This is a genomic window from Nitrogeniibacter mangrovi, from assembly GCF_010983895.1.
Taxonomy (GTDB): Bacteria; Pseudomonadota; Gammaproteobacteria; order Burkholderiales; family Rhodocyclaceae; genus Nitrogeniibacter; species Nitrogeniibacter mangrovi.
Genome location: NZ_CP048836.1, coordinates 1,047,354 through 1,064,551, shown reverse-complemented (window position 1 = coordinate 1,064,551; position 17,198 = coordinate 1,047,354). Strand labels below are relative to the sequence as shown.

Below are 17,198 nucleotides of genomic sequence, written 5' to 3'. Positions count from 1 at the left end.
TGCGAATACTAGCACGGTCGGCATGACAGGCTCTTTCGCGTGAAACATGCCTCCCCGACCGGTCTTCACCCCCACGACGGCAGACCATGGCCCAACCCCTCGACCGCTACGTCGGCACCGGTGACACCTTGCAACGCCTGCAGGCCCACGCGGCCCGCCTGCTGCGCCTGCAAGCCCATGTGGACGCGGCCCTGCCCCCCTACCTGGCGGGGCTGTGCCGGGTCGCCAACCTCAAGGAAGACGTGCTCGTCCTGCACGCGGGCAATGGCGCCGTGGCAGCCAAGCTGCGTCAGGCGGCGCCGCGGCTGATCAACGCGCTCGCCGCCCACGGCATCATCCTGTCGGCAGTCAAGGTGGCCACCCGCCCGCCCGAAACCCGCCCCACCCGGCCGGAACCGGCGGTCCGCTCGGTGAGCCATGACACCTGCGACGGACTGCAGGACCTGGCCACCCATCTGCCGGAAGACGATCCGCTGCGTCAGGCGCTGGAGCGCTTCGTGCAGCACAGCCGCACGCGCGAGGAATGATGCATCGGATGGCGGCGACCGCCGTCAGAACATGGGTGCGAGCAGACGCTCGATGAACAGCAGCGCGACGAACACCGCCAGCACCACGGCGCCGACGCGCGCGAACCGCCACGCCCAGAGCTTGTAGCCGGGGTTGCCGGTGAGCAGGTAGAGGACGACCGCGCCGCCGATGCTGATCAGCGCCAGAACCGCGGCGAGGCGGATGACGAACATGCGCCCGCGTCAGCCCCAGACCGGCTCGAACATGCCGGCGACGCCGGGCGCCGCCTTGGCGGCCGACTCGAACGTGACGATCTCCCAGGCACTCTCGTCCGCCAGCAGCACCCGCAGGATCTGGTTGTTCAGCGCGTGCCCCGCCTTGTACGCGGAGTAGGCCGCCAGCAGCGGATGACCGGCCAGGTAGAGATCGCCGATGGCGTCGAGCACCTTGTGCTTGACGAACTCGTCGCCGTAGCGCAGCCCGTCCATGTTGAGCACCCGGTATTCGTCCATCACGATCGCGTTTTCCATGCTCGCGCCGAGACCCAGCCCGTTGGCCCGCAGCACTTCCACATCCTGGGTGAAACCGAAGGTGCGCGCCCGGGCGACGTCGCGGGCGTAGGAGTGATCGGCGAAATCCACCGTCACCTCGGTGCCGGTGCGGGCAATGGCCGGATGATTGAAGACGATCGAGAAGGTGAGCTTGAAGCCATCGTAGGGCTCGAGGCGCACCCATTTGTCGTCTTCGCGGTATTCGACGGGTTTCTTCACGCGCAGGAAGCGCTTGGGCGCCTTCTGCTCTTCCAGCCCGGCGGACTGGATGAGAAACACGAACGGCCCGGCACTGCCGTCGAGGATGGGAATCTCCGGGGCGTCCACGTCCACATGGACGTTGTCGACCCCGAGCCCGGCCAGCGCCGACATCAGATGTTCGACGGTACCGACCTTGGCATCCCCCTGCTGCAGCCCCGAACACATGCGCGTATCGCACACCGCGTGCGGATCGGCGGGCAGGGTCACCGGCGGATCGAGGTCCACCCGGTGGAACACCACCCCGGTGTCCGGTGCGGCCGGACGCAGGGTCAACGTCACCTTGCGGCCGCCGTGCAGGCCGACCCCGGTGGCGGAGACGCAGGACTTCAGGGTGCGTTGCTTGATCATGTCAGGCTCGGTGTTCCGTCAGACGCGGCCGCTGATATGTTGCCGCGCACAATAGCTTTGAATTCTAGCACGCCCATGCGTTTTCGCTGGTGAACGAAGACGGGCGCCCGAGGCACGAACGGGAGGCGGTCGTTCGTGCCTGGAGCGCCCGTGCGGGCGATGGGTCCTCAGTCGGCCTGCTTGCGCAGGAAGGCCGGGATGTCGTAAGTGCCGACACCGCTGGCGCTCATGGCCTCGACCGTGGTGCGGCGACCGCTGCGGATCACCGCCGGCACATCGGCGCTCGGCTCCATCGGACCGTAGGTGCCGGTGCCCTGCACCACTTCCATCACCGGCTTGACCGCTACCGCCGGCTTGCCCAGGCCCGTGGCCACCACGGTGACACGGATCCGGTCTTCCATGGCTTCCTCGAACACGGTGCCGTAGATCACGAAGGCGTCCTTGGCCGCGAAGGCGCGCACGGTGTTCACCGCTTCCTTCACCTCGGACATCTTCAGCGAACGGCTGGCGGTGATGTTGATCAGCACACCACGGGCGCCGGACAGCTCGACCCCTTCGAGCAGCGGGCTGGCGGCGGCCTGCTCGGCGGCGATGCGGGCGCGGTCGATGCCGTCGGCCTCGGCGGAGCCCATCATGGCGCGGCCCATCTCGGCCATCACCGTGCGTACGTCCTGGAAGTCCACGTTCACCAGGCCGGGGATGTTGATGATCTCGGCGATGCCGCCCACGGCGTTGCGCAGCACGTTGTCGGCGGCACGGAAGCCGTCTTCCAGGCTGGCATCCTCGCCGAGCACTTCCATCAGCTTGTCGTTGAGCACGACGATGAGCGAATCGACATGGCGCGACAGCTCGTCGATCCCGGAGTCGGCGACGCGATCGCGGTTTTCGAAATCGAAGGGCTTGGTGACCACGCCCACGGTCAGGATGCCCATTTCCTTGGCGATCTCGGCCACCACCGGCGCCGCGCCGGTGCCGGTGCCACCACCCATGCCGGCGGTGATGAACACCATGTGGGCACCACGGATGGCGTCCGCGATCTGGTCGCGCGCTTCCTGGGCGGCACAGCGGCCCGCCTCCGGTTTGGCGCCGGCGCCCAGGCCGGAGGTGCCCAGCTGCACCTTGCCGGACGCCAGATTGCGCAACAACGCCTGCGCGTCGGTGTTGGCGGTGATGAACTCAACGCCATTGACGTTTTCGCGGATCATGTGATCGACCGCGTTACCGCCCGCGCCGCCCAGGCCAACCACCTTGATGATGGTTCCTGTCGGTTCCTTTTCAACGATTTCAAACATATGCCAAGCCTCCTTGAAAATCGGCTTTAATAAGCCACTTTCTCGCCCGCGCCCTACGGTATCTAGTATTAATGAGGCATTCTATAACTAAATACCATGGAGATACAGACAACTCACAAATTCATACACCCCGGGTAAAACCCGGCCTCAGAAATTCCGCTCGAACCACGATTTCATGCGCCCGAACATGTGTCGGAAACTGCGTGTTTCACGTGCCTGGATGCCTCGCCGGCGCTGGGCGATCCCTTCGGTGATCAGGCCCATCGCGGTGGCGTAGCGCGGCTGACAGACCACGTCGGCCAGGCCGCCCGCATACTGCGGCGCCCCCACCCGCACCGGCAGGTGGAAAATCTCTTCGCCGAGCTCGACCATGCCGTCCATGACCGAGGCCCCGCCGGTGAGCACCAGGCCGGAGGAGAGCAGTTCCTCGTAGCCGCTGCGGCGCAGTTCCGACTGCACCAGTTCGAACAGTTCGGACACCCGCGGCTCGATCACGTCGGCCAGCGCCTGGCGCGACAGACGGCGCGGCGGCCGGTCACCGACACCGGGCACCTCGATCATCTCCTCCGGATCGGCCAGCGAGCTCATGGCCACGCCGTGGCGGATCTTGATCTCCTCGGCCTCGGCCGTGGGGGTGCGCAAGGCCATGGCGATATCGTTGGTGATCTGGTCGCCGGCCACCGGGATCACCGCGGTGTGGCGGATGGCCCCCTGGGTGAACACCGCCAGATCGGTGGTGCCGCCACCGATGTCCACCAGGCACACGCCCAAGCCCTTTTCGTCCTCGGAGAGGGTGGCGTAGCTGGAGGCCAGCGGCTGCAGGATCAGGTCCATCACCTCAAGACCGCAGCGGCGCACGCACTTGATCACGTTCTGCGCCGCGGACACGGCGCCGGTAACGATATGTACCTTCACCTCCAGCTTCACCCCGCTCATGCCGATGGGCTCGCGCACGCCGTCCTGGCCGTCGATGATGAATTCCTGGGTGAGGATGTGGAGGATCTGCTGGTCGGCCGGAATCGGCATCGCCCGCGCGACCTCGATCACCCGCTCCACGTCCATGGGGGTGACCTCCTTGTCCTTGATCGCCACCATGCCGTTGGAGTTGAAGCTCTTGATGTGGCTGCCCGCGATGCCGGTATAGACATCGGTGATCTTGCAGTCGGCCATCAGCTCGACCTCCTGGATCACCCGCGAGATGGCATCGACCGTCGCTTCGATGTTCACCACCACGCCGCGGCGCAGACCGCTGGAAGGATGCGTGCCCATACCGATGACGTTGAGCGAACCGTCGGGCCGCACTTCGGCCACCAGGCACGAGATCTTGGAGGTGCCGATGTCGAGGCCGACGACCAGATCCTTGTATTCCTTACTCATTTTCCGTTTTCCAAAGCATTCCCGCCTTCCATGGGCAACAGGGCAAATCCATTCGGGTAGCGCAGATCGGCCACGGCGACCTGCATGGGACGCTGCGCCAGCGCCTTCGGGTAGGCCGCGACGAATCGCTGCAGGCGCGCCTCGGCAGGGGCATCCTGCCGGTCACGACCGAGGCGGATGACCAGACCGTCGTCGAGCTTGAGCTGCCAGGCCTCGCGTGCCGACAGCCCCACCTCCACCAGCGCATGGCCGAGCGGCTTGAGGGTCTGGGAGAAGCGCGCATATTCGGACAGCAGGATCGGCGCGTAGCCCTCCGGCCCGGCGAAGACCGGCATGTGGGCGTTGCTGGCGGCCACGAAGACTTCGCCCTGGGCGTTCACGAGGCGGGTATCGCCGCTGTCGGTCACCGTCCAGTAGGCCACCGCCTGATGTTCTTCCAGGCGCAGTTCGAGGGCATCGGGCCAGCGCCGGCGCACCTGGGCGTGGCGCACCCAGGGCAGCTTCTCGAAGGCGTCGCGGACCTTGTCCAGATCCACGGTGAAGAAGTTGCCCTTGACCGCCGAACGCGCCGCGTACTCGAGCTGTTCCGCGCTCACCTGCGCCGGGGGCGTGAGCACCACCACCTCGCGCAGACGGAAGCTCGGCCGGTTCGCCGCCCACATCACCACGGCGTAGCCGAGGATGGCGGCGGAGGCGAGCAGGAGCACGTCGGAAATCAGGTTGAGCAGTGCCGGCCGGTGCCACAAGCCTTCGCGCGCGGCGCCCCCCGCCGCGCCCCGGCGGGCAGCGGTCTTGCGGGCAGAGGGGCGCGGGCGCAGATCAACCAAGGCGGGCCATCTCCAGAATGCGGACGCACAGGTCCTCAAAGCTGTAGCCGGCCACCCGCGCCGACATGGGCACGAGGGAGTGATTGGTCATGCCCGGGGCGGTGTTCATTTCCAGCAGGTAGGGCGTGCCGTCCGCGGTCAGCATCAGGTCGCCGCGGCCCCAGCCACGGCAGCCGAGCACCCGGGCGGCCTTGCCGATCAGCGCCTGCAGGTCGCGCTCCTGCGCCTCGGGCAGGCCGCTGGGGCAGAAGTACTGGGTGTCATCGGTGAAATACTTGTGCTGGTAGTCGTAGTTGCCGTCGGGCGCCACGATGCGCACCACCGGCAGCACCTCGTCGCCGAGAAAGGGCACGGTCAGCTCTTCGCCGTCGATGAAGGCCTCGGCGATCACCAGGGAGTCGTAGCGGGCGGCCAGAGCGTAGGCGTCCGGCAGCTGCGCGGCCTCGGTCACCTTGGTCGCCCCCATGCTCGAACCTTCATGCACGGGCTTGACGAAAATCGGCAGCCCCAGGTCGGCGGCCACGGCCTCCCAGTCGCTGTCCGCCTCGAGGAGATGAAAGCGCGGCGTCGGCAGGCCCGCGGCGAGCCACACCAGCTTGGTGCGCCACTTGTCCATGGACAGCGCCGAGGCCATCACGCCGCTGCCGGTATAGGGGATGCCGAGCATCTCGAGCATGCCCTGCACGGTACCGTCCTCGCCGCCACGGCCGTGCATGGCGATGAAGGCGCGGTCGAAGCCCTGCTCCTTGAGCACGTGCAGGTCGGCCTCGGCCGGGTCGAAGGGATGGGCGTCGACACCGCGGGCGCGCAACGCCGCCAGCACCGCGTTGCCGGACATGAGCGAGACCTCGCGCTCCGCCGACGCACCGCCCATCAACACTGCCACCTTGCCGAACTGCTTCATGTCGTCCTGACTCATCATCGCCGCGCCCTATTCTTCTTCAGTCGCGGCCAACCGGGCGGGGATGCCGCCAATCGAACCTGCCCCCATGGTGAGGACCACGTCGCCGTCCTGCACCACATCCAGAATCGTCTGCGCCATGTCGCCGATCTCTTCGACGAACACCGGCTCCACCTTGCCCGCCACGCGCACCGCGCGTGCCAGCGAACGGCCGTCGGCGGCGACGATGGGCGCCTCGCCGGCGGCATACACATCCGCCAGCACCAGCGCATCGACGCTCGAGAGCACCTTCACGAAGTCCTCGAAGCAGTCGCGGGTGCGGGTGTAGCGATGGGGCTGGAAGGCCAGCACCAGGCGCCGATCCGGGAAGGCGCCGCGCGCCGCTTCGATGGTCGCCGCCATCTCGACCGGGTGATGGCCGTAGTCGTCCACCAGATAGAAGCGGCCGCCGGCGGGAATGGCCACCTCGCCGTAGCGCTGGAAGCGCCGCCCCACGCCCTTGAAATCGGCCAGGGCCTTGACGATGGCCGCGTCGGGCACGCCCACTTCGGTGGCCACCGCGATCGCCGCCAGCGCATTGAGCACGTTGTGCATGCCCGGCAGGTTGAGGGTGACCGACAGCTTGGGCGCCTCCGTACCATTGACCCGGATCACGTCGAAACACATCTGCCCGTTCTCGGCACGCACGTTCTCGGCGCGCACGTTGGCACTCTCCGCCAGCCCGTAACGCACCACCTGCTTGGAGACCAGCGGCATGATCGAGCGCACGCCGGGGTCGTCCTCGCACAGCACCGCCACGCCGTAGAAGGGCAGATGCTGGAGGAAGTCGATGAAGGCCTGCTTGAGCTTGGCGAAGTCGTGCCCGTAGGTCTCCATGTGGTCGGCGTCGATGTTGGTCACCACCGAAATCACCGGGCTCAGGAGCAGGAAGGAGGCGTCGGACTCGTCCGCTTCGGCCACCAGGAAGTCGCCCTTGCCGAGGCGCGCGTTGGCCCCGGCCGCGTTGAGCTTGCCGCCGATCACGAAGGTCGGGTCGATGCCGCCTTCGGCGAGGATGCTTGCGGTCAGGGACGTGGTCGTGGTCTTGCCATGGGTGCCGGCGATGGCGATGCCCTGCTTGAGGCGCATGAGCTCGGCGAGCATCTGCGCCCGCGGCACCACCGGAATGTGGCGCGAGCGCGCCGCGCGCACCTCGGGGTTGTCGGGCTTGACCGCGGTGGAGGTGACCACCACGTCGGCGTCGGTGACATGGGCCGCGTCGTGGCCCTTCATGACCTGCGCCCCCATGGCCGCAAGGCGGCGGGTGGTGGCCGATTCGCCCAGATCCGAGCCGCTGACCGTGAATCCCTGGTTGACCAGCACCTCGGCGATGCCGCTCATGCCGGCGCCGCCGATGCCCACGAAATGGATGTGTTTGACCTTGTGCTTCATTGCGATGACTCCTCGTCACCCGCCAGCGCACGGCAGGCTCGGGCCACCGCCTCGGCCGCATCGGGCCGCGCCAGGGCACGGGCCGCACGCGCCATGTCCAGCAGGCGTGTCCGTTCCAGGCCGCGAAGGATACCCGCAAGCCGCTCCACGGTCAGATCGCTTTGTGGCAAAAGGTAAGCACCGCCGTTGTCGGCGAGAAAGCGCGCGTTGCCCGTCTGGTGGTCGTCCACCGCATGGGGCAGCGGCACCAGGATGCTGGCCACGCCCGCCGCCGCCAGTTCGGCCACCGTCAGCGCCCCGGCGCGGCAGATCACCACGTCCGCCTCGGCATAGGCCTGCGCCATGTCGTCGATGAAGGGGCGCAAGTCGCCGTCCACACCGGCCATCCGATAGCTTTCGCGCAAGGCCTCGATCTGGGCCGTGCCGGCCTGGTGCACCACCCGCGGCCGCTCGGCGTTCAGTGCTGCCAGGGCCTGCGGCACCGTGTCGTTGAGCACCTTGGCGCCGAGGCTGCCGCCGATCACCAGCACCCGCAGCGGCCCCTCGCGGCCGGCGAAGCGGGCTTCGGGCGCCGGCAGCGCGACGATGTCCGCCCGCACCGGATTGCCCACCCAGGGTGCCTTGTTGAGTACCTTCGGGAAGCCGGTCATCACCCGGTCGGCCACGCCCGCCAGCACCCGGTTGGCGAGTCCGGCCACGGAATTCTGCTCATGGAGCACCAGCGGACGGCCGGTCAGCGCGGCCATCATCCCGCCCGGAAAGCTCACGTAGCCCCCCATGCCGAGCACCACGTCGGGCTTGACCCGACGCAGCACCCCCAGCGCCTGCCAGAAACCGCGCAGGAGGTTGAAGGGCAGCAGCAGTTTCGCCATCACGCCCTTGCCGCGCAGGGCACCGAAGCGGATCCAGGCGGTCTCGTAGCCCTTGTCGGGAATGATCCGCCCTTCCATGCGGTCGGCGTTGCCCATCCACACGATGCGCCAGCCGAGCGCACGCAGCACCTCGGCCACCGCGATGCCCGGGTAGATGTGACCGCCGGTGCCACCGGCCATCACCAGCAGGGTGTGTTCGTGGCCGCCGGTCATGTGCCGCCTCCGCGCATGATCTGCCGGTTCTCCCAGTCGATGCGCAACAGGATCGCCAGCGCCAGACAGTTGGCGACGATGCCCGAGCCACCGAAACTCATGAGCGGCAGGGTCAGGCCCTTGGTGGGCAGCAGGCCCATGTTGACGCCCATGTTGATGAAGGACTGCACCCCGAGCCACAAGCCGATGCCCTGGGCCACGAGGCCGGGGAAGAAACGTTCCAGGTCGATGGCGCGACGGCCGATGGCAAAGGCACGCTGCACGAGGATGGCGAACAGCACGATCACCACCAGCACGCCGACCAGCCCGAGTTCCTCGGCGATGATGGCGAGAATGAAATCGGTGTGCGCCTCGGGCAGATAGAAGAGCTTCTCCACGCTCGCCCCCAGGCCGACACCGAACCACTCGCCACGGCCGAAGGCGATGAGCGCGTGGGAGAGCTGGTAGCCCTTGCCGAAGGCGTCCTCGAACGGATCCATGAACCCGAAGATGCGGTCGCGCCGATAAGGGGACGCCCAGATCAGCAGCACGAAGCCGACGATCGCCACCGCGGCGAGCAACACGAACACGCGCACGTTGATGCCGCCCAGGAACAGGATGCCGAAGGCAATCGCGGTGATCACCACGAAGGCACCGAAGTCCGGCTCGGCGAGCAGCAGGAAGCCCACCAGCAGGATCACCCCGGCCATGGGCAGGAAGGCGCGTTTGAAGCTCTGCATGTAGGGCAGCTTGCGCACGGTGTAATCGGCGGCGTACAGCGCCACGAACAGTTTCATCGCCTCGGAGGGCTGGAAGTTGATCGGCCCCAGTGGCAGCCAGCGACTGGCACCGTTCACCTCACGGCCGAGGCCGGGCACCACCACCAGCGCCAGCATCGCGATGCCGCCGATGAACAGGTGCGGCGACAGCTGCTGCCAGGAACGCATCGGCATCTGGAAGGCCACCAGCCCCACCACCGCGCCGATGGCCAGGAACACCCCGTGGCGCACCAGATAGTAGGTGGACTGATGACCGGTGTAGGCCAGCCCCTCGGCGGTGGCGATGGAGGCCGAATACACCATCACCCAGCCGAACAGCAGCAGGGCCACGGCCGACCAGATCAGCAGACCGTCCAGTTCGGCGTTCTGATGGCTCGCCGGGGCGCTCAGGCGGCGCACGGCGCGACTGGTGGCCGGGCTGTAGCCGGTGTCGCGCTGGAACAGGCTGCCGAGCTTGAGGCCGAGCTTCATAGCGCCTCCACCCGTGGCAGCACGCGCACCGCGGCGGCGAACACTTCGGCCCGATGCACATAGCTGCGGAACATGTCGAAACTGGCGCAGGCCGGCGACAGCAGGACGGCGTCGCCCCCCGGGCCAGGGCATCGGCCCGCAGCACGGCGCGCGGCAGATCGTCGGCGGATTCGACCGGCACGCCAGCATCCGCCAGCGCCGCGGCGATGCGCGGCCCGTCGCGACCGATCAGCACCACCGCACGGGCATGATCGCGCACCGCCGGGGCGAGCGGCGCAAAGTCCTGCCCCTTGCCGTCACCGCCGGCAATCAGCACCACCTTGCGGCCCAGGCCTTCGAGCGCCGCGACCGTCGCGCCCACGTTGGTGCCCTTGGAGTCGTCGAAATAGGTGACGCCGTCGTCGCGCCGGGCAATGGCCTCGACCCGGTGCGGCAGGCCGCGAAACTCGCGCAACGCGGCGACCAGGCCCGGCACCGCACAGCCGATCGCTTCGCCGAGCGCGAGCGCGGCGAGGGCATTGGCCACGTTGTGGCGCCCCTTGAGCGCCAGTTCGCGGGTCGCCAGCAGACGGGCATGGCCGCGCACCAGCGCATCGCCGTCGAGACCGAAATCACGCTCGCCGGGAGCCGCGCCGAGGCCGAAGGTGACCGCCTCCTCGCACAGCGCGGCAACGCGTGCATCGTCACGGTTGAGCACACGCACGCGCGCACCGTCGAGGATGCGCGCCTTGGCCGCCACATAGTCGTCCATGGCGTCGTAACGGTCGAGGTGATCGTCGGAGATGTTGAGTATCGTGGCGACGTCGGCGCCCAGCGCGTCGACGGTTTCCAGCTGGAAGCTCGACAACTCCAGCACCCAGCACTCGGGCAGTGGCTCGCCGTGCTCGAGACGCTCCTGCAGCACCGTCAGCGTGGCCGGGCTGATGTTGCCGGCAGCCACCGTATCCAGGCCGGTGGCCGCGCACAGCGACGCGGTCAGGGCTGTGGTGGTGGTCTTCCCGTTGGTGCCGGTGACGGCGACGAGTCGGGTCTGCTGGCGTACCCCGAGGGCCTCGAGCGCATCGACGAAGATCTGGATCTCGCCGGTGACGCGGATGCCGCGGGCGCGGGCCACCTCGATCAGTTCGATGCGCGGGTCCAGCCCCGGGCTGATGGCGATGGTGTCGATATCGTCGAGCAGGCTGCGCTCGAACGGCCCCAGAAAGAGCGGCGCGTCCGGCACGATCGCATGGAGGGCATCGAGCGACGGCGGATGCTGGCGGCTGTCGGCGATGCGCAGCACGGCACCCTCGCGCGCCAGCCAGCGCACGATCGCGAGGCCGGATTCGCCCAGCCCGAGTACCAGTACCTTTTTGCCTTGCCAACTCATTTCAGTCGAGGCTCACCGCAGTTTCAGGGTCGACAGACCGAACAGGACCAGCATGATGGTGATGATCCAGAACCGGACCACCACCTGCGTTTCCTTCCAGCCCCCAGTTCGTAATGGTGATGCAGCGGCGCCATGCGGAAGATGCGCTTGCCGCCGGACATCTTGAAATAGATCACCTGCAACATCACCGACAGGGTCTCGGCGACGAACAGGCCACCCATGATGAACAGCACGATCTCCTGGCGCACCACCACCGCCACCGTGCCCAGGGCCGCCCCCAGCGCCAGCGCGCCGACGTCGCCCATGAACACTTCCGCCGGATAGGCGTTGAACCACAGGAAGCCGAGCCCGGCGCCGGCCAGCGCGCCGCAGAACACCGCCAGCTCGCCGGCCCCGGCGATGTAGGGCACACCGAGATATTTCGAGAAGCCGGCGTGGCCGGCCACGTAGGCGAAGATCGCCAGTGCCGAGGCCACCATCACGGTGGGCATGATCGCCAGCCCGTCGAGGCCGTCGGTCAGGTTCACCGCATGGCTCGAGCCGGTGATGACGAAGTAGCTCAGGATGACGAATCCGCCCACACCCAGCGGGTAGGCGACGCCCTTGAAGAAGGGCACGATCAGTTCGGTCTGCGCCGGCGTATCGGCGGAAAAGCCCAGCACCAGCGCCGCGGCCAGGGCGATGAGCGAGGTCCACAGATACTTCCAGCGGCTGGCCAGCCCGCGCGGGTCGCGATGCACCACCTTGCGCCAGTCGTCCACCCAGCCCACGGCGCCGAAGCCCAGGGTCACCAGCAGCGTCACCCACACGTAGAGGTTGCGCAGATCGCCCCACAGCATCGTGGTGATGCCGATGGCGATGAGGATGAGCGCACCGCCCATGGTGGGCGTGCCGGCCTTGGTCAGATGCGACTTGGGGCCGTCGTCGCGCACCGCCTGGCCGATCTTCTTGGCCGCCAGCCAGCGGATGACTCCGGGGCCGAAGATGAAGGAGATGGCCAGCGCGGTCAGCGCCGCCAGCACGGTACGCAGGGTGATGTAGCCGAACACGTTGAAGGTCCGGACATCCTGTCCAAGCCACAGGGCCAGTTCAAGCAACATGCGTCTGCTCCTTATTGTTGTTGTCGTCAGCGACGATGGCGTCCACCACCCGCTCCATGCGCATGAAGCGCGAGCCCTTCACGAGCACCACGGTGCTCTCGTCGAGCAGCGGCTCGAGCGCCGTCACGAGCGCACTCACCTCGGCAAAGTGGGTCGCCCCCTCGCCGAAGTTGTGCGCCGCCGTGGCACTGGCGCTGCCCAGGGTGAGCAGATGGTCGATGCCGTGGCTCTTGGCGTAACCGCCCACTTCGTCGTGCAGCTGTGCGCTGGCCTCGCCGAGCTCGCCCATGTCGCCCAGCACCAGCACCTTGCGCCCCGGGGTGGCCGCGAGCACGTCGATGCCGGCGCGCACCGAATCCGGATTGGCGTTGTAGGTGTCGTCGAGCACGATCGCGCCGTGTTTTCCGGCCTTCCGCTGCAGCCGCCCTTTGGTGCCGCCGTAGGCTTGCAGCCCGGCCACCGCGTCGGCCAGCGTGGCCCCGGCGGCCAGGCAGGCCGCCACCGCCGCGAGGGCATTGCGCACGTTGTGTTCGCCCGGCACGCGCAGGGCGCACTGGGCCACCCCTTCGGGCGTGGACAGATGCAGGCGCACGGCCAGCCCGTGCGATTCGGGCACGGCGCGCACCTCGGCCTCCGGCGCGCTCAGGCCGAAGCCGACGATGCGCCGCCCCGGGTTGATCCCGCGCCAGTAGTCGGCGAACGGCGAATCGGCATTGACCACCGCCACGCCGTGCTCGCCCAGCCCCTGGTAGATGGTGCCCTTCTCCACCGCCACCGCGTCGAGCCCGCCCAGCCCTTCCAGATGGGCCCGCAGCGCATTGGTCACGAGGGCGACGGTCGGACGGGAAATGGCGGTCAGGTAAGCGATTTCGCCGGGATGGTTCATGCCCATCTCGATGATCGCGGCGCGATGACCAGCACGCAGGCGCAACAGGGTCAGCGGCAGCCCGATGTCGTTGTTGAAGTTGCCGGCCGTGGCCAGCACCGCAGCGGCCGGATCGAGGCCCTCGCGCCGCATCTGCGCCGCGAGGATCTCGGCGCACATCTCCTTGACCGTGGTCTTGCCGTTGCTGCCGGTGATGCCGATGAGCGGGATATCGAAATGGTTGCGCCACCAGGCGGCCAGTGCGCCGAGCCCGAAGCGGGTGTCGTCCACGATCAGCATGGGCACGCCGGCATCGGCGCCGGTGTCGGCGAAGCGCCGGTCCACCATGACGGCGGCCGCACCGGCGGCCACGGCGTCGGCGATGAAATCGTGGCCGTCGAAGCGGTCGCCACGCAGGGCCACGAACAGGCCGCCCGCCCCCATGGCGCGGGTGTCGGTGTCGACGGACGCGACGCTCACCGGTGCGGTGAGCGTCGCCCCCAGGGTCGCGGCGGCTTGGGCCAGGTCCATCATGCCCCACCTCCACTTCCGGTCCGGCGCTTGCGCAAGGCATCGCGTGCGTGGCTCACGTCGGAGAACGGGTATCGCACGCCCGCAATTTCCTGATAATCCTCATGCCCCTTGCCCGCGAGCACCACCACGTCGTCGTCGGCGGCCGCGTCGATGGCGCGACGGATGGCCTCGGCGCGATCCAGTTCGCGCATCGCGTGCGCACCGGCGCCCGCCGCCATTTCGTCGAGGATGCGCTCGGGTGCCTCGCTGCGCGGGTTGTCGCTGGTCAGCCAGAGCACGTCGCTGAGGCGCGAGGCGACCTCGCCCATCAGAGGCCGTTTGCCGGTGTCGCGATCGCCGCCGCAGCCGACAATGCAGATCAACGCACCGCTGCGCGCCCGCGCCGTGGCCCGCGCCGCCTCGAGCACCTTTTCCAGGGCGTCGGGCGTGTGGGCGTAGTCCACCAGCACGAGCGGCTCGCCGACGCCGCCGACGATCTGCATGCGCCCCTCGGGCGGCTGGAGCCCGGCGCACAGGCGCACGGCCTCTTCCAGCGAGCGGCCGTGAACGATCAGCGCCGCCATCACGGCCAGCAGGTTGGAAACATTGAAATTGGCCACCAGACGCACGCTGATGGGCACGCGCTGCCCCTGCCAGGCGGCGGTGAAACGGATGCCGGAGGCGGTGGTACGCATCTGCTCGGCCACCAGCGTGGGCGCGCCGGGCGCGGCATCGACGTTGGTGGCGATCAGGGTGTAGCCGATCACCGGTGTGCCGCGCGCGACCATGCGCCGGGCCAGCTCGACACCGAAGCCGTCGTCGAGGTTGACGACCGCGTGGCCGATGTCCATGCGGAACAGATCCGCCTTGGCCTCGGCGTAGGTCTCCATGTCGCCGTGGTAGTCGAGGTGGTCGCGGCTCAGATTGGTGAAGATGGCCAGATCGAAACGCACGCCGTTGACCCGCCCCTGGTGCAGGCCGATGGAGGACACCTCCATGGCCACCGCACGGGCGCCCTGCGCCGCCAGGTCGGCCAACTCGCGGTGCACCGCCGGCGCATCCGGCGTGGTGTGGGTGCCCTGGGTCAGCTGCCCCGGAAAACCGCTGCCGAGCGTGCCGATGACACCGCAGCGGGTGCCGCTCGCGCTCAGCGCGGCGGCGAGCCACTGGCTGGTGGTGGTCTTGCCGTTGGTGCCGGTCACCCCGGCGACCCACAGCCGTTCGCTCGGACGGCCGTAGATCCGGTCGGCGAGCTCGCCGCTGTGCGCGCGCAGCTCGGGCACCTCGAGCACCGGCACCGGCCAGCCCTGCGCCGGTCGCGCCACCCCGGTCTCTGCGATCACGGCGCAGGCCCCGGCCCGGATGGCGGGGTCGATGAAGTCGCGACCATCCACCGTGAGCCCGGGGTAGGCCAGGAACAGGCTGCCGGATGCAACGCGACGGGAGTCGGCAGTGACCCCCGTCGGCTGGATTCCGGCGTCGTGCAGCTGGGCAAGAAGGGTGTCGGCGACGGCGTCCGTCACATGTTCTCCCTGGCGGCAGGATCGGGGGCTTCGCCGGTGCGGGCCACCTGCACCGGCGTGATCGGGGCATCCGGCGGCACCGAGAGTGCGCGCAGCGCGCCGGCCATCACCTGCGAGAACACCGGGCCGGCCACCTGGCCGCCGTAGTAGCTGCGGGTGGTCGGCTCGTCGATCATGACCGCGATGACCAGGCGCGGATCGCTCGCTGGCGCCAGGCCGACGAAGGACGCGATATAGCGGTTGGTGTATTGCCCGCCCTCGAGCTTGTGCGCGGTACCGGTCTTGCCGGCGACCCGGTAGCCCGGCACCCGCGCCTGGGGCGCGGTGCCGCCGTCCTCGGTCACCATTTCCATCATGGCACGCACTTCGCGCACGGTCTGCGGCGAGTAGATGCGCTGGCCGGACAGGCGCGGCGCCTCGGCACGCTTGAGGGTCACCGGAATCAGGTCGCCGTCGCGCGCGAATGCCAGATAGGCGTGGGCCAGCTGCATGAGGCTGACCGAGATGCCGTGGCCATAGGCCATGGTCGCCTGCTCGATCGGGCGCCACTGGCTGGCCGGGCGCAGACGCCCGCTCGCCTCCCCCGGGAACCCGACCCGCAACGGCGAACCGAAGCCGAGGCTGTCGTACAACGACCACATCTGCTGCGGCTGGAAGTTCATGGCCACGCGCACGATGCCCACATTGGAGGACTTCTGGATGATCTGTGCCACCGTGATCAACCCGTGCCGATGGGTGTCGTTGATGGTCGCGTTGCCGATGGTCAGGTGGCCGTCCCCGGTGTCGATGACGGTGTTGAAGCCGACCTTCCCGGTCTCCAGCGCCAGCCCGGCGATGAACGGCTTCATGACCGAACCCGGCTCGAAGGTGTCGGTGATGGCGCGGTTGCGCAGCTGGGCACCGGTGAGCGAGCCGCGGTCGTTCGGGTTGTAGGTGGGCGCGTTGACCATGGCGAGCACCTCGCCGGTACGCGCATCGAGCACCACCACCCCGCCGGCCTTGGCGTGATGGGTCTTGATGCCCTGCTCGAGCGCCGCGTAGGCCAGATACTGGATCTTGGCGTCGATCGACAGGGTGATGTCCTTGCCTTCCTGCGGCTTGCGGATCGATTCGACGTCTTCGACGATGCGCCCGCGCCGGTCCTTGATCACCCGACGCGAACCGGCCTTGCCCGACAGCTGGTCGTCGTAGGCCAGTTCGACGCCCTCCTGGCCATGGTCGTCCACGCCGGTGAAACCCAGCACATGGGCCATCACCTCGGCACCCGGATAGTAGCGACGGTACTCGCGATGCTCATGAATGCCCGGCAGATCGAGGGCCTCGACCTTCTCCGCGAGCGCCGGCGGCACCTGGCGCTTCAGATAGACGAAATCGGAGTCGCGCGCGAGCTTGCGGTTCAGATCGCGCACATCGACATCCAGCAAGCCGGCCAGCGTCCGCACCTGCCCGGGCTTGAGCCGGGCATCCGACGGAATGGCCCAGATCGACTTGACCGGCGTGCTCGCCGCCAGCACCGTGCCGTGGCGATCGGTGATCTTGCCTCGCGTTGCCGGGATCTCGATCACCCGCGAGTAACGCGACTTGCCCTCCGCCTGGAGGAAGTCGTCATTGACGCCCTGCAGGTAACCGGCGCGCGCCACCAGCGCGAACGAACCGCACAGCAGGGCCAGCAAAACGACACGGGGCCGCCAGACTGGCAGCCCTTTGTCGAGCAGCGGATTGTGGTTGAAGGTGACACTTCTGCGCTTCTTCATGATCCCCCCTCGACCACCACGATCTGATCGATGGATGGCGCCTGCATGTGCAATCGCTGGCGGGCGATCTTCTCGATGCGCACATGCGCCGCCCAGGTGCTCTGCTCAAGCTGCAGCTGCCCCCACTCCACCTCGAGCTGATGCATCTGCGAGGTCTCGCGCTCCAGCGCGGTATGCAGCTTGCGCGACTGGTGCTGGGCCGCCACCACGCCCAGGGCGCTGAGCAAGGCCAGCGTCGCGAGCAAGGCATCCACCCGCACGAACC

Annotated in this window: 14 protein-coding genes and 2 pseudogenes; 1 reads left to right on the top strand and 15 read right to left on the bottom strand. The window is 68.3% G+C overall.

The genetic code is table 11. The features are described 5' to 3' along the window. The first annotated feature begins 86 nt into the window (after positions 1 to 86). The gene (locus G3580_RS04935; protein ID WP_173764205.1) at positions 87 to 527 is read left to right on the top strand and encodes a DUF721 domain-containing protein; all 441 of its coding nucleotides are present in this window, start codon (positions 87 to 89) and stop codon (positions 525 to 527) included. 24 nt (positions 528 to 551) lie between these two features. On the opposite strand, the gene G3580_RS04930 is transcribed toward G3580_RS04935, so the two are convergent. The 15 genes and pseudogenes from G3580_RS04930 to ftsL all read right to left on the bottom strand — a co-directional run bounded on the left by G3580_RS04930 (position 552) and on the right by ftsL (position 17,193). Continuing rightward, a complete protein-coding gene (locus tag G3580_RS04930; RefSeq protein WP_173764204.1) occupies positions 552 to 740 on the bottom strand; it encodes a hypothetical protein in 189 nt (62 codons plus the stop codon). Between the two features lie 9 nt (positions 741 to 749). After that, positions 750 to 1,667 (bottom strand): UDP-3-O-acyl-N-acetylglucosamine deacetylase, encoded by a 918-nt coding sequence (gene lpxC / locus G3580_RS04925; protein ID WP_173764203.1) that lies wholly within the window; start codon positions 1,665 to 1,667, stop codon positions 750 to 752. A 167-nt stretch (positions 1,668 to 1,834) separates the two neighbouring features. Continuing rightward, complete coding sequence (gene ftsZ, locus G3580_RS04920) at positions 1,835 to 2,959, bottom strand: cell division protein FtsZ (protein WP_173764202.1); 1,125 nt, start codon at positions 2,957 to 2,959, stop codon at positions 1,835 to 1,837. A 147-nt stretch (positions 2,960 to 3,106) separates the two neighbouring features. Next, positions 3,107 to 4,336: a cell division protein FtsA gene (gene ftsA / locus G3580_RS04915; protein WP_173764201.1), complete on the bottom strand. Its 1,230-nt coding sequence runs from the start codon at positions 4,334 to 4,336 to the stop codon at positions 3,107 to 3,109. Further along, positions 4,333 to 5,163, bottom strand: coding sequence for a cell division protein FtsQ/DivIB (locus G3580_RS04910; protein WP_228720773.1), 831 nt, complete (start codon positions 5,161 to 5,163; stop codon positions 4,333 to 4,335). Before G3580_RS04910 ends, ftsA begins: the two co-directional genes overlap by 4 nt. Then, positions 5,156 to 6,067 carry a D-alanine--D-alanine ligase gene (locus G3580_RS04905; protein ID WP_173768610.1) on the bottom strand — a complete coding sequence of 304 codons (912 nt, stop codon included), beginning with the start codon at positions 6,065 to 6,067 and terminating at the stop codon, positions 5,156 to 5,158. Before G3580_RS04905 ends, G3580_RS04910 begins: the two co-directional genes overlap by 8 nt. 27 nt (positions 6,068 to 6,094) lie before the next feature. Then, on the bottom strand, positions 6,095 to 7,495 hold the full coding sequence (murC, locus tag G3580_RS04900) for a UDP-N-acetylmuramate--L-alanine ligase (RefSeq protein ID WP_173764200.1): 1,401 nt from the start codon (positions 7,493 to 7,495) through the stop codon (positions 6,095 to 6,097). Next, on the bottom strand, positions 7,492 to 8,580 hold the full coding sequence (gene murG, locus G3580_RS04895) for an undecaprenyldiphospho-muramoylpentapeptide beta-N-acetylglucosaminyltransferase (protein ID WP_173764199.1): 1,089 nt from the start codon (positions 8,578 to 8,580) through the stop codon (positions 7,492 to 7,494). Before murG ends, murC begins: the two co-directional genes overlap by 4 nt. Next, the gene (gene ftsW, locus G3580_RS04890) at positions 8,577 to 9,809 is read right to left on the bottom strand and encodes a putative lipid II flippase FtsW (protein WP_173764198.1); all 1,233 of its coding nucleotides are present in this window, start codon (positions 9,807 to 9,809) and stop codon (positions 8,577 to 8,579) included. The genes murG and ftsW overlap by 4 nt, the downstream gene beginning before the upstream one ends. Continuing rightward, a pseudogene (gene murD, locus G3580_RS04885) lies at positions 9,806 to 11,178 on the bottom strand (UDP-N-acetylmuramoyl-L-alanine--D-glutamate ligase). The gene ftsW and the pseudogene murD overlap by 4 nt, the downstream one beginning before the upstream one ends. A 12-nt stretch (positions 11,179 to 11,190) precedes the next feature. Then, positions 11,191 to 12,278, bottom strand: a pseudogene (gene mraY / locus G3580_RS04880) (phospho-N-acetylmuramoyl-pentapeptide-transferase). Beyond that, positions 12,268 to 13,677, bottom strand: a complete 1,410-nt coding sequence (locus G3580_RS04875; protein WP_228720772.1) for a UDP-N-acetylmuramoyl-tripeptide--D-alanyl-D-alanine ligase — start codon at positions 13,675 to 13,677, stop codon at positions 12,268 to 12,270. Before G3580_RS04875 ends, mraY begins: the two are co-directional and overlap by 11 nt. Then, positions 13,674 to 15,179 (bottom strand): UDP-N-acetylmuramoyl-L-alanyl-D-glutamate--2,6-diaminopimelate ligase, encoded by a 1,506-nt coding sequence (locus G3580_RS04870; RefSeq protein WP_173764197.1) that lies wholly within the window; start codon positions 15,177 to 15,179, stop codon positions 13,674 to 13,676. The genes G3580_RS04875 and G3580_RS04870 overlap by 4 nt, the downstream gene beginning before the upstream one ends. Then, a complete protein-coding gene (locus tag G3580_RS04865) occupies positions 15,176 to 16,933 on the bottom strand; it encodes a peptidoglycan D,D-transpeptidase FtsI family protein (protein WP_173764196.1) in 1,758 nt (585 codons plus the stop codon). Before G3580_RS04865 ends, G3580_RS04870 begins: the two co-directional genes overlap by 4 nt. Beyond that, positions 16,930 to 17,193, bottom strand: coding sequence for a cell division protein FtsL (gene ftsL, locus G3580_RS04860; protein ID WP_173768606.1), 264 nt, complete (start codon positions 17,191 to 17,193; stop codon positions 16,930 to 16,932). Before ftsL ends, G3580_RS04865 begins: the two co-directional genes overlap by 4 nt. Positions 17,194 to 17,198 lie beyond the last annotated feature (5 nt).